Annotated in this window: 13 protein-coding genes and 5 tRNA genes; 8 read left to right on the plus strand and 10 right to left on the minus strand. The window is 72.4% G+C overall.

Annotated elements, in window-relative coordinates:
- Positions 1-25: 25 nt before the first annotated feature.
- The 3 genes from ABT345_RS14695 to ABT345_RS14705 all read right to left on the minus strand — a co-directional run bounded on the left by ABT345_RS14695 (position 26) and on the right by ABT345_RS14705 (position 3,961).
- A complete protein-coding gene (locus tag ABT345_RS14695; RefSeq protein WP_386460274.1) occupies positions 26-1,165 on the minus strand; it encodes a PP2C family protein-serine/threonine phosphatase in 1,140 nt (379 codons plus the stop codon).
- Positions 1,166-1,475: 310 nt separating this feature from the next.
- A tRNA-Lys gene (locus tag ABT345_RS14700) sits at positions 1,476-1,548 on the minus strand.
- Positions 1,549-1,744: 196 nt separating this feature from the next.
- Positions 1,745-3,961, minus strand: a complete 2,217-nt coding sequence (locus ABT345_RS14705) for a DEAD/DEAH box helicase (RefSeq protein WP_345088680.1) — start codon at positions 3,959-3,961, stop codon at positions 1,745-1,747.
- A 271-nt stretch (positions 3,962-4,232) separates the two neighbouring features.
- Here ABT345_RS14705 and ABT345_RS14710 point away from each other — a divergent pair, with 271 nt between their 5' ends.
- Positions 4,233-4,631, plus strand: a complete 399-nt coding sequence (locus ABT345_RS14710; RefSeq protein ID WP_345088682.1) for a hypothetical protein — start codon at positions 4,233-4,235, stop codon at positions 4,629-4,631.
- 388 nt (positions 4,632-5,019) lie between these two features.
- Here ABT345_RS14710 and ABT345_RS14715 read toward each other — a convergent pair whose 3' ends face one another.
- On the minus strand, positions 5,020-5,370 hold the full coding sequence (locus ABT345_RS14715; RefSeq protein WP_345088685.1) for a metallopeptidase family protein: 351 nt from the start codon (positions 5,368-5,370) through the stop codon (positions 5,020-5,022).
- Between the two features lie 186 nt (positions 5,371-5,556).
- On the opposite strand from ABT345_RS14715, the gene ABT345_RS14720 reads away from it, so the two are divergent.
- The 3 genes from ABT345_RS14720 (at position 5,557) to ABT345_RS14730 (ending at position 5,829) form a co-directional block, all read left to right on the plus strand.
- Positions 5,557-5,629, plus strand: a tRNA-Glu gene (locus ABT345_RS14720).
- A gap of 47 nt (positions 5,630-5,676) precedes the next feature.
- Positions 5,677-5,751 (plus strand) — tRNA-Asp (locus tag ABT345_RS14725).
- A gap of 4 nt (positions 5,752-5,755) precedes the next feature.
- Positions 5,756-5,829 (plus strand) — tRNA-Phe (locus tag ABT345_RS14730).
- Positions 5,830-5,889: 60 nt separating this feature from the next.
- Here the strand turns inward: ABT345_RS14730 and ABT345_RS14735 are convergent.
- Positions 5,890-7,050, minus strand: a complete 1,161-nt coding sequence (locus ABT345_RS14735; protein WP_345088687.1) for an ABC-2 transporter permease — start codon at positions 7,048-7,050, stop codon at positions 5,890-5,892.
- 186 nt (positions 7,051-7,236) lie between these two features.
- Between ABT345_RS14735 and hrpA the strand changes: the two genes are divergently transcribed.
- Positions 7,237-11,346 (plus strand): ATP-dependent RNA helicase HrpA, encoded by a 4,110-nt coding sequence (hrpA, locus tag ABT345_RS14740; protein ID WP_345088689.1) that lies wholly within the window; start codon positions 7,237-7,239, stop codon positions 11,344-11,346.
- 209 nt (positions 11,347-11,555) lie between these two features.
- Positions 11,556-11,630 (plus strand) — tRNA-Asp (locus tag ABT345_RS14745).
- Between the two features lie 884 nt (positions 11,631-12,514).
- Here ABT345_RS14745 and bldC read toward each other — a convergent pair.
- The gene (gene bldC, locus ABT345_RS14750; RefSeq protein WP_003980577.1) at positions 12,515-12,721 is read right to left on the minus strand and encodes a developmental transcriptional regulator BldC; all 207 of its coding nucleotides are present in this window, start codon (positions 12,719-12,721) and stop codon (positions 12,515-12,517) included.
- Positions 12,722-13,331: 610 nt separating this feature from the next.
- The gene (locus ABT345_RS14755; protein ID WP_345088691.1) at positions 13,332-14,171 is read right to left on the minus strand and encodes a DUF8083 family protein; all 840 of its coding nucleotides are present in this window, start codon (positions 14,169-14,171) and stop codon (positions 13,332-13,334) included.
- A gap of 204 nt (positions 14,172-14,375) precedes the next feature.
- Here ABT345_RS14755 and ABT345_RS14760 point away from each other — a divergent pair, with 204 nt between their 5' ends.
- Positions 14,376-15,515, plus strand: coding sequence for a Leu/Phe/Val dehydrogenase (locus ABT345_RS14760; protein ID WP_345088693.1), 1,140 nt, complete (start codon positions 14,376-14,378; stop codon positions 15,513-15,515).
- Positions 15,516-15,912: 397 nt separating this feature from the next.
- Positions 15,913-16,167 carry a DUF3073 domain-containing protein gene (locus ABT345_RS14765; RefSeq protein WP_030284304.1) on the plus strand — a complete coding sequence of 85 codons (255 nt, stop codon included), beginning with the start codon at positions 15,913-15,915 and terminating at the stop codon, positions 16,165-16,167.
- Between the two features lie 149 nt (positions 16,168-16,316).
- Here ABT345_RS14765 and purM read toward each other — a convergent pair whose 3' ends face one another.
- From purM to ABT345_RS14780, 3 genes are all read right to left on the minus strand, one after another.
- On the minus strand, positions 16,317-17,405 hold the full coding sequence (gene purM / locus ABT345_RS14770; protein WP_345088697.1) for a phosphoribosylformylglycinamidine cyclo-ligase: 1,089 nt from the start codon (positions 17,403-17,405) through the stop codon (positions 16,317-16,319).
- Positions 17,406-17,437: 32 nt separating this feature from the next.
- Positions 17,438-18,997, minus strand: a complete 1,560-nt coding sequence (gene purF / locus ABT345_RS14775) for an amidophosphoribosyltransferase (protein WP_345088699.1) — start codon at positions 18,995-18,997, stop codon at positions 17,438-17,440.
- A gap of 310 nt (positions 18,998-19,307) precedes the next feature.
- Complete coding sequence (locus ABT345_RS14780; protein ID WP_345088701.1) at positions 19,308-20,096, minus strand: maleylpyruvate isomerase family mycothiol-dependent enzyme; 789 nt, start codon at positions 20,094-20,096, stop codon at positions 19,308-19,310.
- Positions 20,097-20,223: the final 127 nt, after the last annotated feature.

Here is a 20,223-nt window from a genome sequence, read left to right on the forward strand (position 1 = left end):
ACCCCGCGCGCCCCGCGCTCCGGGCCTACTCCCCCAACGGCCGCTGCACCGCCAGCAGCGCCATGTCGTCCGCGCCCGCCCCGCCCGTGTGCACGGCGACCTCGGCGACCAGCGTGTCCAGCAGCTGATCGGGGCCGGGGAAGACCCGGCCGCGCAGCCGGGCCACCGGGTCGTAGAACTCCCCCGCCCGGTTGCGCGCCTCCGTCAGCCCGTCCGTGAACAGCAGCAGGACCGAACCGGCGGGGAAGAACAGCTCGTCCGCCCGGTCCGGCCACCCGGCCACCTCGCTCATCCCCAGCGGCAGCGCGTGCACCGCGGGCACCAGCGTCCGCAGCCCGCCGTCCGGGTTGAGCAGCAGCGGCGGCGGATGGCCCCGGTTCAGGACGCGCAGCACGGCGCGCTCCCCGGACGGGATCTCCGCGAGCACCGCCGTGGTGAACCCCTCGTACTGGTCGAGGCCCTCGCGCCGCCGCCCCTCCCGCTGGAGCGCCCGCTCCAGCCGGCCGGCCACCGCCTCCAGCGTCGCCTCCTGCTCCGCCGCCTCCCGGAACGCCCCGATGACGATCACCGCCGCCTCGACCGCCTCCAGCCCCTTCCCCCGGACGTCACCGACGATCAGCCGGACGCCGTGCGGCGTCTCCTGCACCGCGTAGAGGTCCCCGCCGATCCGCGCGTCGGCCTGCGCACCCACGTAACGGGCGGCGACGGCCAGCCCCCCGATCCGCTCCGGCGGCGTGGGCAGCACCGCCCGCTGCGCCGCCTCGGAGACATCGCGTACGGAGGCGAGCCGGGCATCGGAGAGGCGGACGACGCGGTTGATGCCGAGGGCGAGGAGGGCGACGACGAAGACGGTGGAGACCTCGGTGGCGGAGAGGTTGGCGTCCTGGGTGTCGTTGACGAGTGCCGACCACAATTCGCCGAACAGCGCCGCGAGGGCGCAGAGCGCCGTGTTCCGCAGCGAGTAGAGCGGCGCGGCGACCAGCGGCGCCGCCGAGAAGAACGGCGAGGCGGTGTAGCGGTCGGGCGTGACGACGTCGAAGACGATGCCGACGAGGATGAGCAGGGCGGGCAGCCACCGCGCCAGCCGGCGGCCGAGCGGCGACATCTGTGCCCGGCGCGCCCACCGCTCCCGTTCCGCCGAGCGGACCCGCCCGCCTCGCGCCATCCGCACCGGCCTCTTCCCGCTCGCCTGCCCGCGGCCGGCCGTGCTCCCGGCCGCTCCTCCGGCCCCCCAAGGCTCGCCGCCCCGGCTCCGGACGGCGAGCCCGGAGGGGCCGGACGGGTCACCGGCCGTCGCGCCCGCACCGAACGGACGGCACCGCCCCGCACCTGACACAGCGCACGGCAGGCACCGGCCGGCCCGAGCATCCGCACGCGACCGGGCGCGCCCCCCAAACGACGGAGCGCCCCACCCCGTACATCCCGGGTGAGGCGCTTCCTCGCAGTTCAGCGGCGCCGCAACGCACCGCATCCGGTGGGCCATCAGGGGCTCGAACCCTGAACCAATGGATTAAAAGTCCACTGCTCTGCCAATTGAGCTAATGGCCCGCTCCGAGCAGCATAGCCCGACACCCTCCCGCGGCCCGAAGGCATTGCCGCACGGAGCGCTCCGCGGCGGCCCCGCCCGGGTGCGCCCGCGGCGGCAGCGGCGCCGCAACGCACAGGGCCCGTACGGCACTTGTGTGCGGTACGGGCCCTGCGGGCGGTTCAGCGGCGCCGGTTCACGGCGTCACGCCGGCTGCCGTCAGCCGTTGCGCTTCCAGCGCGGCTTGTCGTCGCGGCGGCCGTAGGAACCGGCGCCGGCACCCGAGCCGCGGTGGTCGTCACGGCGGCCGTAGGGACGGTCGCCACCGGAGCGGAAGCCGCCGGAGGGACGGCCACCGGAGCGGTCGTCACGGTTGAACGGACGGTCGCCGCCACCGGAGCGGTAGCCACCGGAGGGACGGCCACCGGAGCGGTCGTCACGGTTGAACGGACGGCTGGGGCGGTCACCGCGGTCGCGGTCACGGCCGAAGCCGGAACGGTCGTCGCGGCGGTCGAACGAACGGCCACCGGAACGGTCATCGCGGCGGTCGTCACGACGGTCGAAGGAACGGCCGCCCGAGCGGTCGTCACGGCGGTCGAACGAACGGCCACCGGAACGCTCGTCGCGGCGGTCGTCACGACGGTCGAAAGAGCGGCCACCGGAGCGGTCGTCACGACGGTCGAACGAACGGCCACCGGAACGCTCGTCGCGGCGGTCGAAGGAACGCCCGCCGGAACGGTCGTCACGACGGTCGAACGAACGGCCACCCGAGCGGTCGTCGCGGCGGTCGAACGAACGGCCACCGGAACGCTCGTCGCGGCGGTCGCGGCGCTCGTAGTTGCCGCGCTCGTCACGCTGGGGGCGGCGCTCCTCGGGGGACTCGGCCTGGGCCGGCACCTCGGCGGCCACGGCCTCGACGGTCGCGGCGACGGCGGCGAGCGCCTCGGCCGGGTCCTCGCCGCGCTCACGGGCGGCGCGGGCGGTCAGCCGGTCCGCGTCCTCGCGCAGCTCGGTGGCGCGGCGCTGGACGCGCTCCAGCTCCCGGGTCAGCTCCTGGACCTCGCGCTCGGCCTGCTTGGCGGAGTTCGCGGCCGACTCGGCCTGGACCTCGGTGAGCGACCGCGCGCCGGTGATCCGGGCGACGTCGTCGTCGAAGGCACCGGCGCCGCCGACGATGTGGCGCGAGGCGTCGACGCCCGCGTCCTCCATCAGGCGGAAGATCTGCCGGCGCTGGTGCGGCAGGGACAGCGACACGACGGTGCCGGAGCGGCCCGCACGCGCCGTACGGCCGGAACGGTGCAGGTAGTCCTTGTGGTCACCGGCCGGGTCGACGTTGAGGACCAGGTCGATGCCGTCGACGTGGATGCCGCGCGCGGCGACGTCGGTGGCGACCAGGCAGTTGACGTAGCCGTCCTTGAAGTCGGCCAGGGTGCGGGTGCGCGCGCCCTGCGTCATGCCGCCGTGCAGCGCGTCGGCCTTCACCCCGGCGTCGCGCAGCTGCTCGGCGACGCGGTCGGCGCCGAGCTGGGTGCGGACGAAGATGATGGTGCGGCCCTTGCGGGCGGCGATGGCGGCGGTGACCGGCGCCTTGTCCTTCGGCTTCACGACGAGGACGTGGTGGGTCATGGTCGTGACGTTGCCCTGGGCGCTGTCGACCTCGTGGCTGACCGGGTCGTTCAGGTACCGCTTGACCAGCGTGCCGATCTCGTTCTCCATCGTGGCGGAGAAGAGCATGCGCTGGCCGCCGGTCGGCACCAGGTCGAGCAGCTCGGTGACCTCGGGCAGGAAGCCCAGGTCGGCCATCTGGTCGGCCTCGTCGAGGACGGCGACCTCGACGTCGTCCAGCGAGCAGGCGCCGCGGTTGATGATGTCGCGCAGCCGGCCCGGGGTGGCGACGAGGATGTCGACGCCGCGCTCCAGCGCGTAGATCTGGTTGCCCATGGACGTACCGCCGCAGACGACCTTCAGCTTCAGGCCGAGGACGTCGCCGTAGGGCTGCAGCGCGTCGCTGACCTGCATGGCCAGCTCACGGGTGGGGGTGAGGATGACGCCGCGGGGGCGCTTCTTCTCGGTGCGGCCGCCGGCCAGGCGGGTCAGCAGCGGCAGACCGAAGGAGAGGGTCTTGCCGGAGCCGGTACGGCCGCGGCCGAGGATGTCGCGCCCGGCGATGGCGTCCGGGATGGTCGCCGCCTGGATCGGGAACGGCGTGGTGACACCGTTCTGCGCCAGCTTGCGGACGATCTTCTCGTCGAGACCGAGGTCCGCGAAGGTGATCTGCGGCTCCTCGTCGGCGGCGGCCTCCTCGACGGCCTCGACGGCCTCGGGCGACTGCTCGGCGGGGGCCTCGGCGGCCTGCTCGGCGCCCTCGGCGGGAAGCGCCGTCACGGCCTGCTCGTCGTCTGCGGGCAGGACGGACTGTTCAGTGGAAATGGACATGCGAAATGCGAAACCTTCCGGAGTCTCGGCACGCGCCCAAACTCCGTGTGTTTCACAGAGACCGCCTCAATGCGGTCAGCCACGGCAAGGGAGAGAACGCGCCACGCGGCGCGCTTCTTTTCTGGCGCCGGGCAAATGGGATCAAACGATCTACCACCATACGCACCTCCACCCCGGTAAGGCAAATGGCCGCCGCCCCTCCCGGTGCCACGACGGGCTCCGCGCCGCGCCTCAGCTCAGCACACCCGGCAGCGGCCCCGGCGCCTGCGGCGTGGGCCCCGACGCCCCGGCGCTCGGCGTCCGGGCCTCGCCGGACGGCGGTACGGGGCTGCCCGGCGTGGCCGGCGGCGTCGGCCCGGCGGACGTGGCGGGCCCGGCCACCGGCCCCGACGGCGACGGCCGCGGCCCCACCGGGGAGCCCGGCCCGCGCCGCGGCACCCCGGCGGTACGGGACGGCGCGGGCGGCGCGGTGGCACCCGGCCCCGCCGCGCGACCCGCCCCGGGCACCGCGGTGCGGCTCATGCCCTGCTCACCCGGGGTGGCCGCGGGCCGGCCCATCCGGTGCGGCCCCGAGCCGCTGCCGTCGACCGTGAGCCCGCCCGGCGCCCGCGGCGCCCGGTCGTCCGCACCGCTGCGCGAGGCGGTGCCGCCGGCCGGCCGCGGCGCATGACCGGGCCCGGTGACGCTCACGCACCCGGCGAGCGAGGCGGCCAGCGACGCGGCGACGGCCACCGCCGCCACGGCCCGGCGCACGGGCCCACCGTCCGTGCCGGGAGCGGGTGTTGGCGCGGCGCGGGGCGCCTCGGGGAGCGGCGGGGCGGTGCCCGCCGAAAGCACGGGCGTCGCGGGGTTCGGTCGCACGGGCGGACCTCCGGGCCCGGGGCGCGGACTGCGGCAGGCGTCGGCGCGGCCGGCTGGAAGAGCGGGGGACGCCCTGCCCAACTCCCGCGCCCCGCCCGAGGACACGCGCCGGACCGCCCCGATCCCGGGCGCGCCCGCGCACCGACCCGGCGAGGCCCGCCGCCCACGGGCGCGCCCGCACGCCCGGCCCCCGCGGCTCAGCCGTACCCGAGCGCGTGCAGCCGCTCGTCGTCGATGCCGAAGTGGTGGGCGATCTCGTGGACCACCGTCACCTCGGTCTCGGCGACGACGTCCTCCCGGGTGTCGCACATCCGCAGCGTCGGCCCGCGGTAGACGGTGATCCGGTCGGGCAGCACGCCCGCGTACCACTCACCGCGCTCGGTGAGCGGCGTCCCCTCGTAGAGCCCGAGCAGATCGGGGTCGTCGGACGGCGGCTCGTCCTCGACGAAGACCGCCACGTTGTCCATCAGCCGGGTCAGCTCCGGCGGGATCCGGTCGAGCGCCTCGGCGACCAGTTCCTCGAACTCCTCGCGCGTCATTTCCAGCACGGGCCCATTGTCCGCCCCCGGCGCCGCATCGCGCCGCCCCCGGCACGCCCCTCGGGAGGTTGCCGGGCGCCCTGCGCAGGTCGTCGCGGCGGCGCCAGGACAACCGTTTTGGCGAACGGTCCTCCCATCCCATATGCTTCTCACGTCCCCGACGGCGCCGGTAACGACGCCAAGGCGGGCCAATTAGCCCTCATCGTCTAGTGGCCCAGGACGCCGCCCTTTCAAGGCGGTAGCACGGGTTCGAATCCCGTTGGGGGCACGCAACACCGTGTGCAAGAATGATTCACGTCGTTCCGCACAATGCAAGGTCCTGTGGAGCAGTTTGGAGTGCTCGCCACCCTGTCAAGGTGGAGGCCGCGGGTTCAAATCCCGTCAGGACCGCTGCGGCTGGGTAGCTCAGTTGGTACGAGCGATCGCCTGAAAAGCGATAGGTCGCCGGTTCGACCCCGGCCCCAGCCACACCCATTGGGAGAAGGCCCCGATCTTCGGATCGGGGCCTTCTTCGTGTGCGTACGCCGCTCACTCCGCCGCGTGCGCCGGGGGCTGCTCCGGCTCGCGGCCGCCCGGATGGCGGTGGCGCCACACCCAGAAGACCGTGCAGGACACCACCGACCAGCCGGCCAGCACCAGATACGGGAAGAGGTGCTGGGAGCCGGCGAAGTAGACCGCGGTGTGCTGGGCATTGACCGACGCGCCCGGGGGCAGCCACTGGCCGATGTGGCCGAGCACCGACGGCAGCAGCGGCCAGGAGACCGCGCCGCCCGAGGACGGGTTGCCGAGCAGCACCATCACGCCCCACGTGGGGATCATCGCCCAACGGCCCATCAAGGTGTTGAACATCGTGAAGACCATCCCGGTCGTGAACATCGTGAACGACAGGATCAGCCAGGAGTGCACGAACGGCAGGCGGAGCGCGCCCAGCCACCAGTCGACGACGGCGGCGATGACGAAGCCGCCGAGCAGCGCGTAGGCGATCGTGAAGGCGATGCGTTCGGCCGGGTTGAGGGCGCGGGCGTGCACGCTGAGCTGGATCGCGCCGACGAAGCCGACGATCACCGCGGCGAGCGAGATGTAGAAGAGCGCCAGGCCCCGCGGGTCGCCCTTCTGGAGCGGCTTGATGTCCTGGACGCGGACCGGCACCCCGACCGCCTCGCCGACCCGCGGCCCCGCCGTGGCCAGCAGCTCCGCCACCGACGCGCCCGCGGCGCCCGCCACGTCCAGCTCCACACCAGCCTCGCGCGGCCGCACCACCGCGAACTCCCGCTGCTCCTCGATCGCCTTCCTGGCCTGCGCATACGTCGGGTACGCGGTGAGCCGCAGCGAGGCGTTCAGCGCCTCCTCCATGCCGTCCGCGAAGACCTTCTCCCGCGAGGGCCCGCCGCCCGGTGCGGTCTCCCGCCCGACGATCGCGATCGGCACATGGCGCGGCGTGGGGTTGGCCATGGCGTAGGTGTACGAGCCGGCGAAGAGCCCGGCGGCCGCGGCGAGGATGAAGAGGAGGACGCAGGCGGGGAGGAACGGCGACGCCTTGAAGGCGCGCCAGCGCTGCGCCGCGGTCGGGGGCCTGCCGTGGGCGCCGTGCGCGGCTCCGGTGCCGTCACCGGGCGCGTCGCCCCGCGGGCCCGCCCCGTCGTGCGCGGGCGTGCCGTCCGGGCCGTGGGCGCCGTGCTGATCAGCCATGCGAACACGCTAAAGCACGTAATGCGGACATACCTCTGCACGGCGGGGCCCGGAGCGCGGGGCGCGGGCGGGGCGCTCCGGCCTCGCGGGACGCCGCGCCCGGCCCGCCGGGCCCGCGCCACGCGCCCGGCCGCTCCGGCAAATCGTTCGCCAGTCGAATCGGGGAGGTGAGATCCTGGGATCCGTATGTCCAGTCAGCCTGCCTCCGCCCTGCCCGACGGCGCCTCTGCCGTGTCCGCGGCCGCGCCCACGCTCCCCGCCCTGCTGGAGCGGCTGCCCGAGCTGATGCTGCGCGACCAGCAGCGGCTGGGGCGGCGGCTCGACGGCGCCCGGCGGATCCGTAAGCCCGAGGCCCGTGCGGCCGTGCTCGCCGAGATCGCCGACGGCATGGCCGAGGCGGAGGAGCGCGTCGCGCGCCGGCGCGCCGCCGTGCCCGCGATCAGCTATCCCGAGCAGCTGCCGGTCAGCCAGAAGAAGGACGAGATCCTGGCGGCGATCCGCGACCACCAGGTCGTGATCGTCGCCGGTGAGACGGGCTCCGGCAAGACCACCCAGATCCCCAAGATCTGCCTGGAGCTGGGGCGCGGCGTCCGCGGTCTGATCGGGCACACCCAGCCGCGGCGGATCGCGGCCCGTACGGTCGCCGAGCGGGTCGCCGAGGAGCTGAACACCCCGCTGGGCGAGGCGGTGGGCTGGAAGGTCCGCTTCACCGACCAGGTCGGCGGCGAGACCCTCGTCAAGCTGATGACCGACGGCATCCTGCTCGCCGAGATCCAGACCGACCGCGAGCTGCGCCAGTACGACACGCTCATCATCGACGAGGCCCACGAGCGCAGCCTCAACATCGACTTCCTCCTCGGCTATCTCGCCCAGCTGCTGCCCAAGCGGCCGGACCTCAAGGTCGTCATCACCTCCGCGACGATCGACCCGGAGCGCTTCGCGCGGCACTTCGGCAGCTTCGCGGCGGTCGGCCCCGGGGCGCCGCGGCCGGCGGCGGACGAGGAGGCGCCGAGCGCCCCGATCGTCGAGGTCTCCGGCCGGACGTATCCGGTCGAGGTCCGCTACCGCCCGCTCCTGGAGGAGGGCGGCAGCGACGGCGACCGCGATCAGATCACCGCGATCTGCGACGCCGTCGACGAGCTGCAGGCCGAGGGCCCCGGCGACATCCTGGTCTTCCTCTCCGGCGAGCGGGAGATCCGCGACACCGCGGACGCCCTCAACAAGAAGAACCTCCGCGCCACCGAGGTGCTGCCGCTCTACGCCCGCCTCTCCCACGCCGAACAGCACCGCGTCTTCCAGCGCCACACCGGCCGCCGCATCGTGCTGGCCACCAACGTCGCCGAGACGTCCCTGACGGTCCCCGGCATCCGGTACGTCATCGACCCCGGCATGGCGCGGATCTCGCGCTACAGCTTCCGCACCAAGGTGCAGCGGCTGCCGATCGAGCCGGTCTCGCAGGCCAGCGCCAATCAGCGCAAGGGCCGCTGCGGCCGTACCAGCGACGGCATCTGCATCCGCCTCTACTCCGAGGACGACTTCCTCTCCCGCCCCGAGTTCACCGACGCGGAGATCCTGCGGACCAACCTCGCCTCCGTCATCCTCCAGATGACCGCCGCCGGACTCGGCGACATCGAGAAGTTCCCGTTCATCGACCCGCCGGACCGCCGCAACATCAAGGACGGCGTCGATCTGCTGCACGAGCTGGGTGCGCTGGAGGCCCGTACGAAGGGCGGATCCGGCGGCGCGGCGAAGGCTCCGGCCAAGGGCGGCGGCCCCCGGCTCACCCCGATGGGCCGCAAGCTCTCCCAGCTGCCGGTCGACCCGCGGCTGGCCCGGATGGTGCTGGAGGCCGACCGGAACAACTGCGTCCGCGAGGTCATGGTCATCGCCGCGGCGCTCTCCATCCAGGACCCGCGCGAGCGGCCCTCCGACAAGCAGCAGCAGGCCGATCAGCAGCACGCCCGGTTCAAGGACGAGACCGGCGACTTCCTGGCGTATCTGAATCTCTGGCGCTATGTGCGCGAACAGCAAAAGGCCCTCTCCTCCTCCGCCTTCCGCCGTATGTGCCGCAATGAGTTCCTGAATTACCTGCGCATACGCGAATGGCAGGACATCTACTCCCAGATGCGTTCGGTCGCGAAGACCATGGGAATTCATCTGAGCGAACAGGACGCGGCGCCCGACCACATCCATACGTCGCTGCTGGCCGGCCTGCTCTCGCACATCGGGCTGAAGGACACCGACGCGAAGAACGAATACCTGGGTGCCCGCAGCGCCAAATTCGCGGTCTTCCCGGGCTCCGCGCTCTTCAAGAAGCCACCGCGCTGGATCATGTCCGCCGAGCTGGTCGAGACCTCCCGGCTGTGGGCCCGCGTCAACGCGAAGATCGAGCCCGAGTGGATCGAGCCGCTCGCCCAGCACCTGGTCAAACGCACCTACAGCGAGCCGCACTGGGAGCAGAAGCAGGCCGCGGTGGTGGCGTACGAGCGGGTGACGCTCTACGGCGTCCCGATCGTCGCGCAGCGCAAGGTCGCCTACGGCCGGATCGATCCGGAGACCTCCCGTGATCTGTTCATCCGTAACGCCCTGGTGGAGGGCGACTGGCGCACGCACCACCAGTTCTTCCACGACAACCGCAAACTCCTCGGCGAGGTCGAGGAGTTGGAGCACCGCGCCCGCCGCCGCGACATCCTCGTCGACGACGAAACCCTCTTCGACTTCTACGACCAGCGCATTCCGGCGGACATCGTCTCCGGTGCGCATTTCGACGCGTGGTGGAAGAAGAAGCGGCAGGAGGAGCCGGAGCTCCTCAATTTCGAGCATTCCATGCTCATCAACGAATCGGCCGAGGCCGTCACCAAGGACGACTATCCCGATTCCTGGCGGCAGGGAAAGCTGAAGTTCAAGGTCACCTACCAGTTCGAGCCCGGCGCGGACGCGGACGGCGTCACCGTCCACATCCCGCTCCAGGTGCTCAACCAGGTCGCGTCCGAGGGCTTCGACTGGCAGATCCCGGGCCTGCGTGAGCAGTTGGTGACGGAGCTGATCCGCTCGCTGCCCAAGCCGATCCGCCGCAACTACGTGCCCGCGCCGAACTTCGCCGCCCGCTTCCTCGACACCACCGTCCCGCTCCAGGGCGCGCTGACGACGTCGCTGGCCGCCGGGCTCCAGCGGATGGTGGGCGTCCCGGTCTCCGCCGACGACTTCGACACCGCCAAGGTGCCCGACCACCTCAAGATCACCTTCCGGGTGGTGGACGAGCGGCGCCGCAAGCTGGCCGAGGCGAAGGACCTGGAGGCGCTGCGGCTGCAGCTCAAGCCGAAGACCCGCGCCGCGATCTCCAAGGCGTTCGAGCAGGCGGCCGACCGCCCCGCCCAAGGCGGCAGGGGCGCCAAGGGCGACGGCCCGGCCCTGCCCGGCCTGGAACAGCGCACGGGCCTGACGTCCTGGACGCTCGGCACCCTGCCCCGCACCTTCGAGACCCGCCGGGCCGGCCAGCCGCTGAAGGCGTACCCGGCACTGGTCGACGAGGGCACGAGCGTCGCCGTCCGCCTCTTCGACACCGAGGCGGAGCAGCTGACCGCGATGTGGGCCGGCACCCGCCGCCTCATCCTGCTCAACATCCCCTCCAACCCCGCCAAGTTCGCCCAGTCGAAGCTGAGCAATCAGCAGAAGCTCGCCCTGTCCCGCAATCCGCACGGCTCCATCCCGGCGCTCTTCGACGACTGCGTGACCGCCGCCGCGGACCGGCTGATGGCGGCGCGCGGCGGCCCCGCCTGGGACGAGGAGTCGTTCCGGAAGCTGTTCGACGGCGTCCGGGCCGATCTGGTGGACGCGACGATGAAGACGATCGGGCAGGTCCAGGAGGTGCTGGCCGCCTGGCAGGCGTGCGAACGGCGGCTGAAGGACACCTCGTTCCCCTCGCTGCTGCCGTCGCTCACCGACGTCAAGGAGCAGTTGGCGGCGCTCATCAAGCCCGGCTTCGTCACCGCACACGGCGCGAAGCGGCTGCCGGACCTGATGCGCTATCTGGTCGCCGCCGACCGCCGCCTCCAGCAGCTCCCGACCAACGCCGAGCGCGACCGCGCACGGATGGCGAAGGTCAAGGAGATGCAGGACGAGTACGCCTGGCTCCTTGAGCAGTTCCCCCGCGGCCGCCCGGTTCCGGCGGCGGCGCGGGAGATCCGCTGGATGATCGAGGAGCTGCGGGTCAGCTACTTCGCGCATGCGCTGGGCACGGCCTATCCGGTGTCCGACAAGCGCATCGTCAAGGCCGTGGACGCGGCGGCGCCGTAGCCCGGGGCGCGGCGGCGCCGGCATCGGCACCGCCGTTCCGGGAGCGGCGCCGGTACGCGCTCCCGGGCGGTGCGCACCGGCACGTACGGGGGCGCGGGGCGCCTTCCGTACGCCGGGCGGGGCATCACCCGGAGCCTGGTTCGACCGCACCCCCTGACCTGCTGTAGAGTCTTGCTTCGCAGCGACCGCGCAAGCGGAAGCGGCAGCAAGGTCCTGTGGAGCAGTTTGGAGTGCTCGCCACCCTGTCAAGGTGGAGGCCGCGGGTTCAAATCCCGTCAGGACCGCAGCAGAACGGCCCGTATCCGATAAGGATGCGGGCCGTTTTCCGTTCCGGCACCGACGGCCTTCGGCCGCACGGACGGCGCCTCCCGCCGCGTGGCCACGCGGCCGGATCTCCGCCCCTCCCGCCGCGTCGTCCTTCCCTTCCCGGAACCCGTTTCCGCGCCTCGGCCGGTCGCGGCACGACGGCGGGGACCTGCGCCCATGAACGACACCCCGGGGCCGACCCTCCGCGCTCGGCGCCCCCGGGCGGCTCAGCGGCCGCGTACGGGCCGTTCGGGAGCCCCGGCGTCCGCATCCGCTCCGACGGTGCCGCGGGCCGCTCACGGGGCGCAGACGGGAAGGCCGAAAGCCCCGGCGCCCGATGGCCGAAGAAGGCGCCCCCATCTCCCTTGCGGCGGGAGGCTGGTGACGGAGCGTCGGACAATCCGGCCATTACCGCAGAGGCAAGCGGAGCTTCAACCTCTCCACCGTGTGACGGGTGTCACCGTACAAGTTTCCAGAAGTGGGGAACTTACCCCCGCCCTACAACTGGTCCATTTAATATGTGCAATTGCACCACCCCTCAGGGCGCCCCAAAGGAGACCGCGGGGTCTGTCCGCGGAACGGCCCCAAGGGCCCGCGAAGGCCCCTCCCGAAGGCGCCGGCGGGCACGGCGCGACGGACGGAGTCCGTGCCGCCGGGAGGCTCCGGAGCGCGCGCACAAAAAGATCGCGCTGGACCCGGCGGAGTCCAGCGCGATCGATGACGTACCCGACTGCTGCGGGTGTGGGCCCGTTGGGGCGGGCGCCGCGTCGTGTGAAGCTGTGTGGAGCGTGGTGAAGCTAGGGGTGCTGCATGGGCGCTTTTCGGGTTGGGGGGCCCGAAAACAGCCCGGCTATGCGGTTATTCAGGACTCGCTGCGCTGCTGCGGAATGCCCGCGAGCAGTGCGCGGACCTCAGCCTCGCGGTAACGCCGGTGTCCTCCGAGCGTGCGGATGGACGTGAGCTTGCCTGCCTTGGCCCAACGGGTCACCGTCTTCGGGTCCACGCGGAACATCGTGGCGACCTCGGCGGGGGTAAGCAGCGGCTCGGCGTCAGGGGTGCGAGCGGTCATGAGCGGCCTCCTCGGGAGAACCGAACCATCACGGTTCTTTCCTCTAAATTCTGCACCTTGACCCGCGTTGCCCGAAATGGCGGACGCGGGCCGAGTCGGTTATAGGACGAACGGCTTGTCCTCGGCACTACAACTACACCATCCGTCCAGCCACGTCGGCCAAACCGATGGAATTGCCCTCTCAGGTGTTCAACCTCGACGGAAGCCGATGGACCATGTCATAGCGGACAGTCACGCCACCGTGACGATCAGTCACAGGGTGATCACGCGTCACTAGACCCCTCAAGGAGCGCAATACCGATCTATCCACCCAAAGTTGGACGGAGGAGCCCAAGTCAGACTCCTTGTCCTATTTTGGCACGAGGAGATGGCTTGGGCGCAAGGCCCGTTGTCAGTGCTTTGGGTCACTGCTGAGGCAAACGCCCGGATCGGGACCTACGTCCTGGAGAACACCAGCCTACGCGACGGCGCCCGCTTTCAAGATCATCTCCTGTCCGGAACCGTCCCCGGGACGGCCGCCGGGATCCGGCCGCGGCACCACGAACGCCGCCCGCGCCACCGCCGCGCACCGCTCCCCGCCGCGGCCGGCCGACCGGAGATCCACCGGGGATCAGCTGGCGAACTGCCGCTCGCGCACCGTCCGCCAGCGGTCGCTCAGCTTCTCGTACGCGGCGCCCGCGCGCTCGCCGTCGCCGTCGCGAAGTGCGGCGAGCCCCTCGGCCACCTCCGCGGCCGACCGGTCCTCGGCGAGCTGCTGCCCGGAGACCGCGTGGACCAGCCCGCCGTAGTCCAGCTCGACCAGGGAGCGCGGGTGGAACTCCTCCAGCCAGCGGCCCACGTCGAGCAGGCCGTCGATCAGCGGGCCCTCCTCCAGGGTGTCGCGCAGCGTCCGCAGCCCGCGGGCGACCCGACGGCGGGCCTCGACCATCGGGGTGCGGTAGCGCAGCAGCGGTCCGTCCGCGCCCTTCGGCTCGTACTCGCGCTCGGCGTCGTCGAAGAGGACGAACCAGCGGACCGGGACGTGCCAGGTGGCGCCGCGGATCCAGGGGCGGGCGTCCGGGTTGCGCTCCTGCCACTCCTCGTAGTCGGTCGCGGCCTGGCGGCGCACCACCGGGGGCAGCGCGGCGTCCAGCACCGGCGCGGGCAGCAGCTCCGGCAGGCCCTGGAGCGCCTGCCAGCCGCGCAGCCGGGTGCGCCAGGGGCAGATGCAGGGCACGTCGTCGAGGTGGGCGACGAACGCGTCGGCGCTCTCGTGCACCGGGACCGGGACCGGCGGGGTGGGCAGCAGGTCGGCGAGGGCCTTGCGCTGCTCGTCCTGGGCGGTCGGGGTGGAGGTGCGGCGGGCGTAGCGCGCCCAGTGGGAGCGCTCCGGCTCCGGGAACGCCGCCAGCGGCTCGTAGACCCGTAGGTATGCCCCATACGGGACCGTCACCGACGACGCCAAGGCCACGCACGCTCCTTCAAAGGGAAGTCCGCCACCGGGAGTTACCGGAGGGCCGGGGCCACCGGCGGGCCCGGGACACGGCAAATCGTCGCACGTCCGTCCCCCTCGAGGGGGTGATCCCGCGGACCCGGCCGATCTTCGGGTCGCGGAGGTCTTACGCTCTTCCCGACCGGCCCTCCCCACCCCACAGGAGGGCGTCCTCCCCGGCCTATGGGAGTCACCACCGTGACCGACGTACGTCCTTCCTCCGCCGAGCAGTCCGCCCCGGGTACGCCCCCCGCCGACGGCGTCCTGCACACCCTGTTCCGGACCGAACAGGGCGGCCATGAACAAGTCGTGCTCTGCCAGGACCGCGCCAGCGGTCTCAAGGCCGTGATCGCGCTGCACAACACCGCCCTGGGCCCGGCCCTCGGCGGCACCCGCTTCCACGCGTACGCCTCCGAGGAGGAGGCGGTGCGCGATGCGCTCAACCTCTCGCGCGGGATGTCGTACAAGAACGCGCTCGCCGGGCTCGACCACGGCGGCGGCAAGGCCGTGATCATCGGCGACCCGGAGACCGTCAAGACCGAGGAGCTGCTGCTCGCCTACGGGCGCGCGGTCGCCTCGCTCGGCGGCCGGTACGTCACCGCCTGTGACGTCGGCACCTACGTCGCGGACATGGACGTCGTGGCGCGCACCAACAAGTGGACCACCGGCCGCTCCCCGGAGAACGGCGGCGCCGGTGACTCCTCAGTGCTGACCGCGTACGGCGTGTTCCAGGGGATGCGCGCCTCGGCGCAGCACCAGTGGGGCGATCCGACGCTGCGCGGCCGCAAGGTCGCCGTGGCCGGGGTCGGCAAGGTGGGTTACCACCTCGTCGGGCATCTGGTCGAGGACGGCGCCGAGGTGCTCGTCACGGATGTCCGCGATGCCTCCGTCGAGCGGGTGCTCGCGGCGTATCCGCAGGTGACCGCGGTGGCCGACACCGAGGCGCTGATCCGCACGCCGGGTCTGGACGTCTACGCGCCGTGCGCGCTGGGCGGTGCGCTGAACGACGCGTCGGTGGCCGCGCTGACCGCCACGGTGGTCTGCGGCGCCGCGAACAACCAGCTCGCCCACCCCGGCATCGAGAAGGACCTCGCCGACCGCGGCATCCTCTACGCGCCGGACTACGTCGTGAACGCCGGCGGTGTCATCCAGGTGGCCGATGAGCTGCACGGCTTCGACTTCGACCGGTGCAAGGCGAAGGCCGCGAAGATCTTCGACACCACGCTGGCGATATTCGCTCGTGCGAAGGCCGACGGCATCCCGCCGGTCGCCGCGGCGGACCGGCTGGCGGAGCAGCGGATGGCGGAGGCCCGGCGCGGCTGACGGACGTCCCGGGTGTGTTTCCGCGCCTAAGGCCGGAAACACACCCTCCCCCGCGCCGGAACGTCGACAGGCGCGGCCGGGCACCACAGCGCCGCCCGAAATCTGGCTGAAAATCGCCCGTTGTGCGACCCGCCGGGAGGGCCCGGGGAGACTTCTCTCACCACCCGTCGGCGGGTCGCCGCAAGGGACGGGTTAAAATCGCAGTTGACCAGCGCGGACAGGGCGCCTCGCAGGTCATGCCGAGCGGCGGGTGATGCGGGCGACGTACCGTATGGCCGCGGAAGCAGGTACCGTTGAAGCCCTACGGACCGGTCTCTCTGTCGAGAGTCCGCTCTGAATCATGAACGCGTGTCAAGACTCTGGGGCCGTCGAGCCCCGTCGTTGAGGGGGTCGAGCCATGGGGCGCGGCCGGGCCAAGGCCAAGCAGACGAAGGTCGCCCGCCAGCTGAAGTACAACAGCGGTGGGACTGATCTCTCACGCCTGGCCGAAGAGCTGGGTGCATCGCCGCAACAGCCGGCACAGCAGCCGCCGAACGGCGAGCCGTTCGAGGATGACGAGGACGACGACCCGTACGCGCGGTACGCCGACCTGTATAACGACGACGATGACGAGGACGAGAAGGATTCGTCCCAGCATCGTCGCCGCGCCTGACGACGCACCGTAGACACTTCCGCGGGAATCCACCCGCGGTCGTTCTGCGGGCCTCTGTGTATCCGCTCACGGCGCGCACATTTTCCACGGACCCGGTCCGGGGTGTCTCACCTCGGACCGGGTTCTGTGCTGCCCCGGCGACCGGCGCGTCAGCCCGCGTAGTCACCGGTCAGGGTCACCGCTTCGGCCAGGTCGCCGCGCTCGACGATCTCACCGCTGACCCAGGCGTCCACGCCGCGGTCGGCGAGGGTGGTCAGGGCGACGTCCACGGACTCCTGGGGGACGACGGCGATCATGCCGACGCCCATGTTCAGGGTCTTCTCCAGCTCCAGGCGCTCGACCGCGCCGGCGGAGCCCACCAGGTCGAAGACCGCGCCCGGGGTCCAGGTGGAGCGGTCGACGGTGGCGTGCAGTCCGTCGGGGATGACACGGGCGAGGTTGTTGGCCAGGCCACCGCCGGTGATGTGCGAGAAGGCGTGCACCGGCGCCGTACGGGTGAGCGCCAGGCAGTCCAGCGAGTAGATCTTGGTGGGCTCCAGCAGCTCCTCGCCGAGGGTGCGGCCGAACTCGGGGATCTCGCGGTCGAGGGCGAGGTCCGCGCGGTCGAAGAGGACGTGGCGGACGAGCGAGTAGCCGTTGGAGTGGAGTCCGGAGGACGCCATGGCGATCACCGCGTCGCCGCTGCGGATGCGGTCGGCGCCGAGGACCTGATCGGCCTCGACGACGCCGGTGCCGGCGCCCGCGACGTCGAACTCGTCGACGCCGAGCAGACCGGGGTGTTCCGCGGTCTCGCCGCCGACCAGGGCGCAGCCGGCGAGGACGCAGCCCTCGGCGATGCCCTTGACGATCGCCGCGACCCGCTCCGGGTAGACCTTGCCGACGCAGATGTAGTCGGTCATGAAGAGCGGTTCGGCGCCGCAGACGACCAGGTCGTCGACGACCATGCCGACGAGGTCGTGGCCGATGGTGTCGTAGACGCCCATCTTGCGGGCGATGTCGACCTTGGTGCCAACGCCGTCGGTGGCGGAGGCGAGCAGCGGGCGCTCGTACCGCTTGAGGGCGGAGGCGTCGAAGAGGCCGGCGAAGCCGCCGAGCCCGCCGACGACCTCGGGACGGGTGGCCTTCTTCACCCACTCCTTCATGAGGTCGACGGCGCGGTCGCCCGCTTCGATGTCGACACCGGCGGCCGCGTAGCTGGCGCCGCTGGTGCGCGCGGGCTCGGAGGACTCAGGAGACATGACCCGGAACTTTCGTGTGATGGGTGTGCGAGCTACGGGCGGCGCAGCGCATCGGCGCCACCGACACCGGCCGTCAGCGTCCCGACGCCGTCGACATCCGGCTTGGCCCCGCCCGCGGTCTCCGATTCCAGGAGGTGCTTGCCGAGCAGCTCGGGGTCGGGCAGCTCCATCGGGTACTCGCCGTCGAAGCAGGCACGGCAGAGGTTCGGCTTGGCGATGGTGGTCGCCTCGATCATGCCGTCGATGGAGATGTACGCCAGGGAGTCGGCGCCCAGCGACTTGCCGATCTCGTCGACCGTCAGGCCGTTGGCGATCAGCTCGGCGCGGGTGGCGAAGTCGATGCCGAAGAAGCACGGCCACTTGATGGGCGGCGAGGAGATCCGGATGTGGACCTCCTTGGCGCCCGCCTCGCGCAACATGCGGACCAGGGCGCGCTGGGTGTTGCCGCGGACGATGGAGTCGTCGACGACCACCAGGCGCTTGCCGCGGATGACTTCCTTGAGCGGGTTGAGCTTGAGGCGGATGCCGAGCTGCCGGATGGTCTGCGAGGGCTGGATGAAGGTCCGGCCGACGTAGGAGTTCTTGACCAGGCCGGAGCCGTACGGGATGCCGCTGGCCTCGGCGTAGCCGACCGCCGCCGGGGTGCCGGACTCGGGCGTCGCTATGACCAGATCGGCGTCGGCGGGCGCCTCGGCGGCCAGCTTGCGGCCCATCTCCACACGGGAGAGGTAGACGTTGCGGCCGGCGATGTCGGTGTCCGGGCGGGCGAGGTAGACGTACTCGAAGACGCAGCCCTTGGGGCGGGCCTCGGCGAAGCGCGTGGCGCGCAGGCCGTTCTCGTCGATGGCGACCATCTCGCCGGGCTCGATCTCCCGGATGAAGGACGCGCCGCAGATGTCCAGCGCGGCGGTCTCGGAGGCGACCACCCAGCCGCGCTCCAGACGGCCGAGGACCAGCGGGCGGATGCCCTGCGGGTCGCGGGCGGCGTAGAGCGTGTGCTCGTCCATGAAGCAGAGCGAGAAGGCGCCCTTGACCTGCGGAAGGACGCGCGGCGCGGCCTCCTCGACGGTCAGCGGCTTGCCGTCCTCGTCGACCTGGCCGGCGAGCAGCGCCGTGACCAGGTCCGTGTCGTTGGTGGCCGCGACCTGGGTCGCGCGGCCGCCCTCGCGGGGCAGCGCCGCGACCAGATCCGCCAGCTCGGCGGTGTTCACCAGGTTGCCGTTGTGGCCGAGCGCGATCGAGCCGTGCGCGGTGGCGCGGAACGTCGGCTGGGCGTTCTCCCACACCGAGGCACCGGTGGTGGAGTAACGGGCATGGCCCACGGCGATGTGGCCCTGGAGGGAACCGAGCGAGGTCTCGTCGAAGACCTGGGACACCAGGCCCATGTCCTTGAAGACGAGGATCTGCGAGCCGTTGCTCACTGCGATGCCCGCGGACTCCTGTCCACGGTGCTGCAGCGCGTACAGCCCGAAATAGGTGAGTTTGGCGACCTCTTCACCCGGAGCCCAGACACCGAAGACGCCGCAAGCGTCCTGGGGGCCCTTCTCGCCGGGGAGCAGGTCGTGGCTGAGTCGTCCGTCACCACGTGGCACGCCTTGAGTCTAGGGCAGGTCGCTGATTCATCCGAACCGGGGATGGCCGGTGGGCCGGATGTCCGTACAGGAGCGGTGCGTGCCGCCGGGGCGGCGGGCCGGTCCGCCGCGCGCCCGGCGGGGCCGCGCGGCGGGCGGCGCGGGGGCCACAGCCCTTGGGGCGTCTGGCCTCGGGCGGTACGGGGACGGATGGCCGCACCGGCCGGGGCGCGGCTGCGCCGCGCGCGCGTGAGGCGCCCCGCCGCGCGGGCCCTCGCGGGCGCCCGCGCCCGCGTGTGAGATGCGCTACGCCCGGGGCGGCGACGGTCGTTCAGGACAGGATCGGCAGATATCCGCCGATGTCCGCGCGCTCGCCGCTGGCGGTGACCTGGGCCGCCTCCCGCGCCTCGGCCCAGGACGTCCGGCCGGTGGCCAGGCGTATCCACGTCAGCGGGTCGGTCTCGACGACGTTCGGCGGGGTGCCGCGGGTGTGGCGGGGGCCCTCGACGCACTGCACGACGGCGAACGGCGGGATCCGGACCTCGACCGATCCGCCCGGCGCCGCGGCCGCCAGCGCATCGGCGAGCAGGCGGGTGGCGGCGGCCAGGGCCTGGCGGTCGTACGGGATCTCGATGCCGGTGGCGGCGGCCAGATCGTCGGTGTGCACGACGAGTTCGACGCAGCGGGTGGCCAGGACGTCGACGAGCCGCATGGCGGCGGGCCGGACCGCGACGACCCGCTCGGCCGGATCCGGATCGACGACGCGGAGGAACTCCTCGGCGGTGCGCTCCAGCAGCTCCACCGGGTCGTGGGCGGCGGCCAGGGCGCGGGTGCGGTCGTCGACCGAGGCGGCGAAGGTGGCGGCGGCGTGCGGCCACTGCGCCGGGGTGGCCTCCGCCCGTGCCGGCGGCGGCTGTTCGAGGCCGCGCGCCACGCTGCCGGTGGCCATGGAGAGATGCGCGACCAGCTCGCGGACAGTCCACTCCCCCAGCCGCGTCGGCAGGGCGAACTGCTCGGGCGTGAGGGTGCGCACGGCGGCGCGGACGTGGTCGAGCTGGGCCAGGACGGCGGCGCGGGTCTTCCGGCCGTCGTACCGGCGGGCGCGGGCGGCGGATGTCATGTGCTTCAGCGTAGGCGGCACCACTGACAATCGGCGGGGTCTTATCCGTTCTCCGGGCCGCTCCCGGAATGCCGTGCGCGGTCTTATCCGGCGGGCATCGGTGAACGTCCGGGGAGAAACGTCCGGT

This window comes from Streptomyces sp. NPDC000404 (assembly GCF_040300365.1).
GTDB classification, from domain to species: Bacteria; Actinomycetota; Actinomycetes; order Streptomycetales; family Streptomycetaceae; genus Streptomyces; species Streptomyces ramulosus.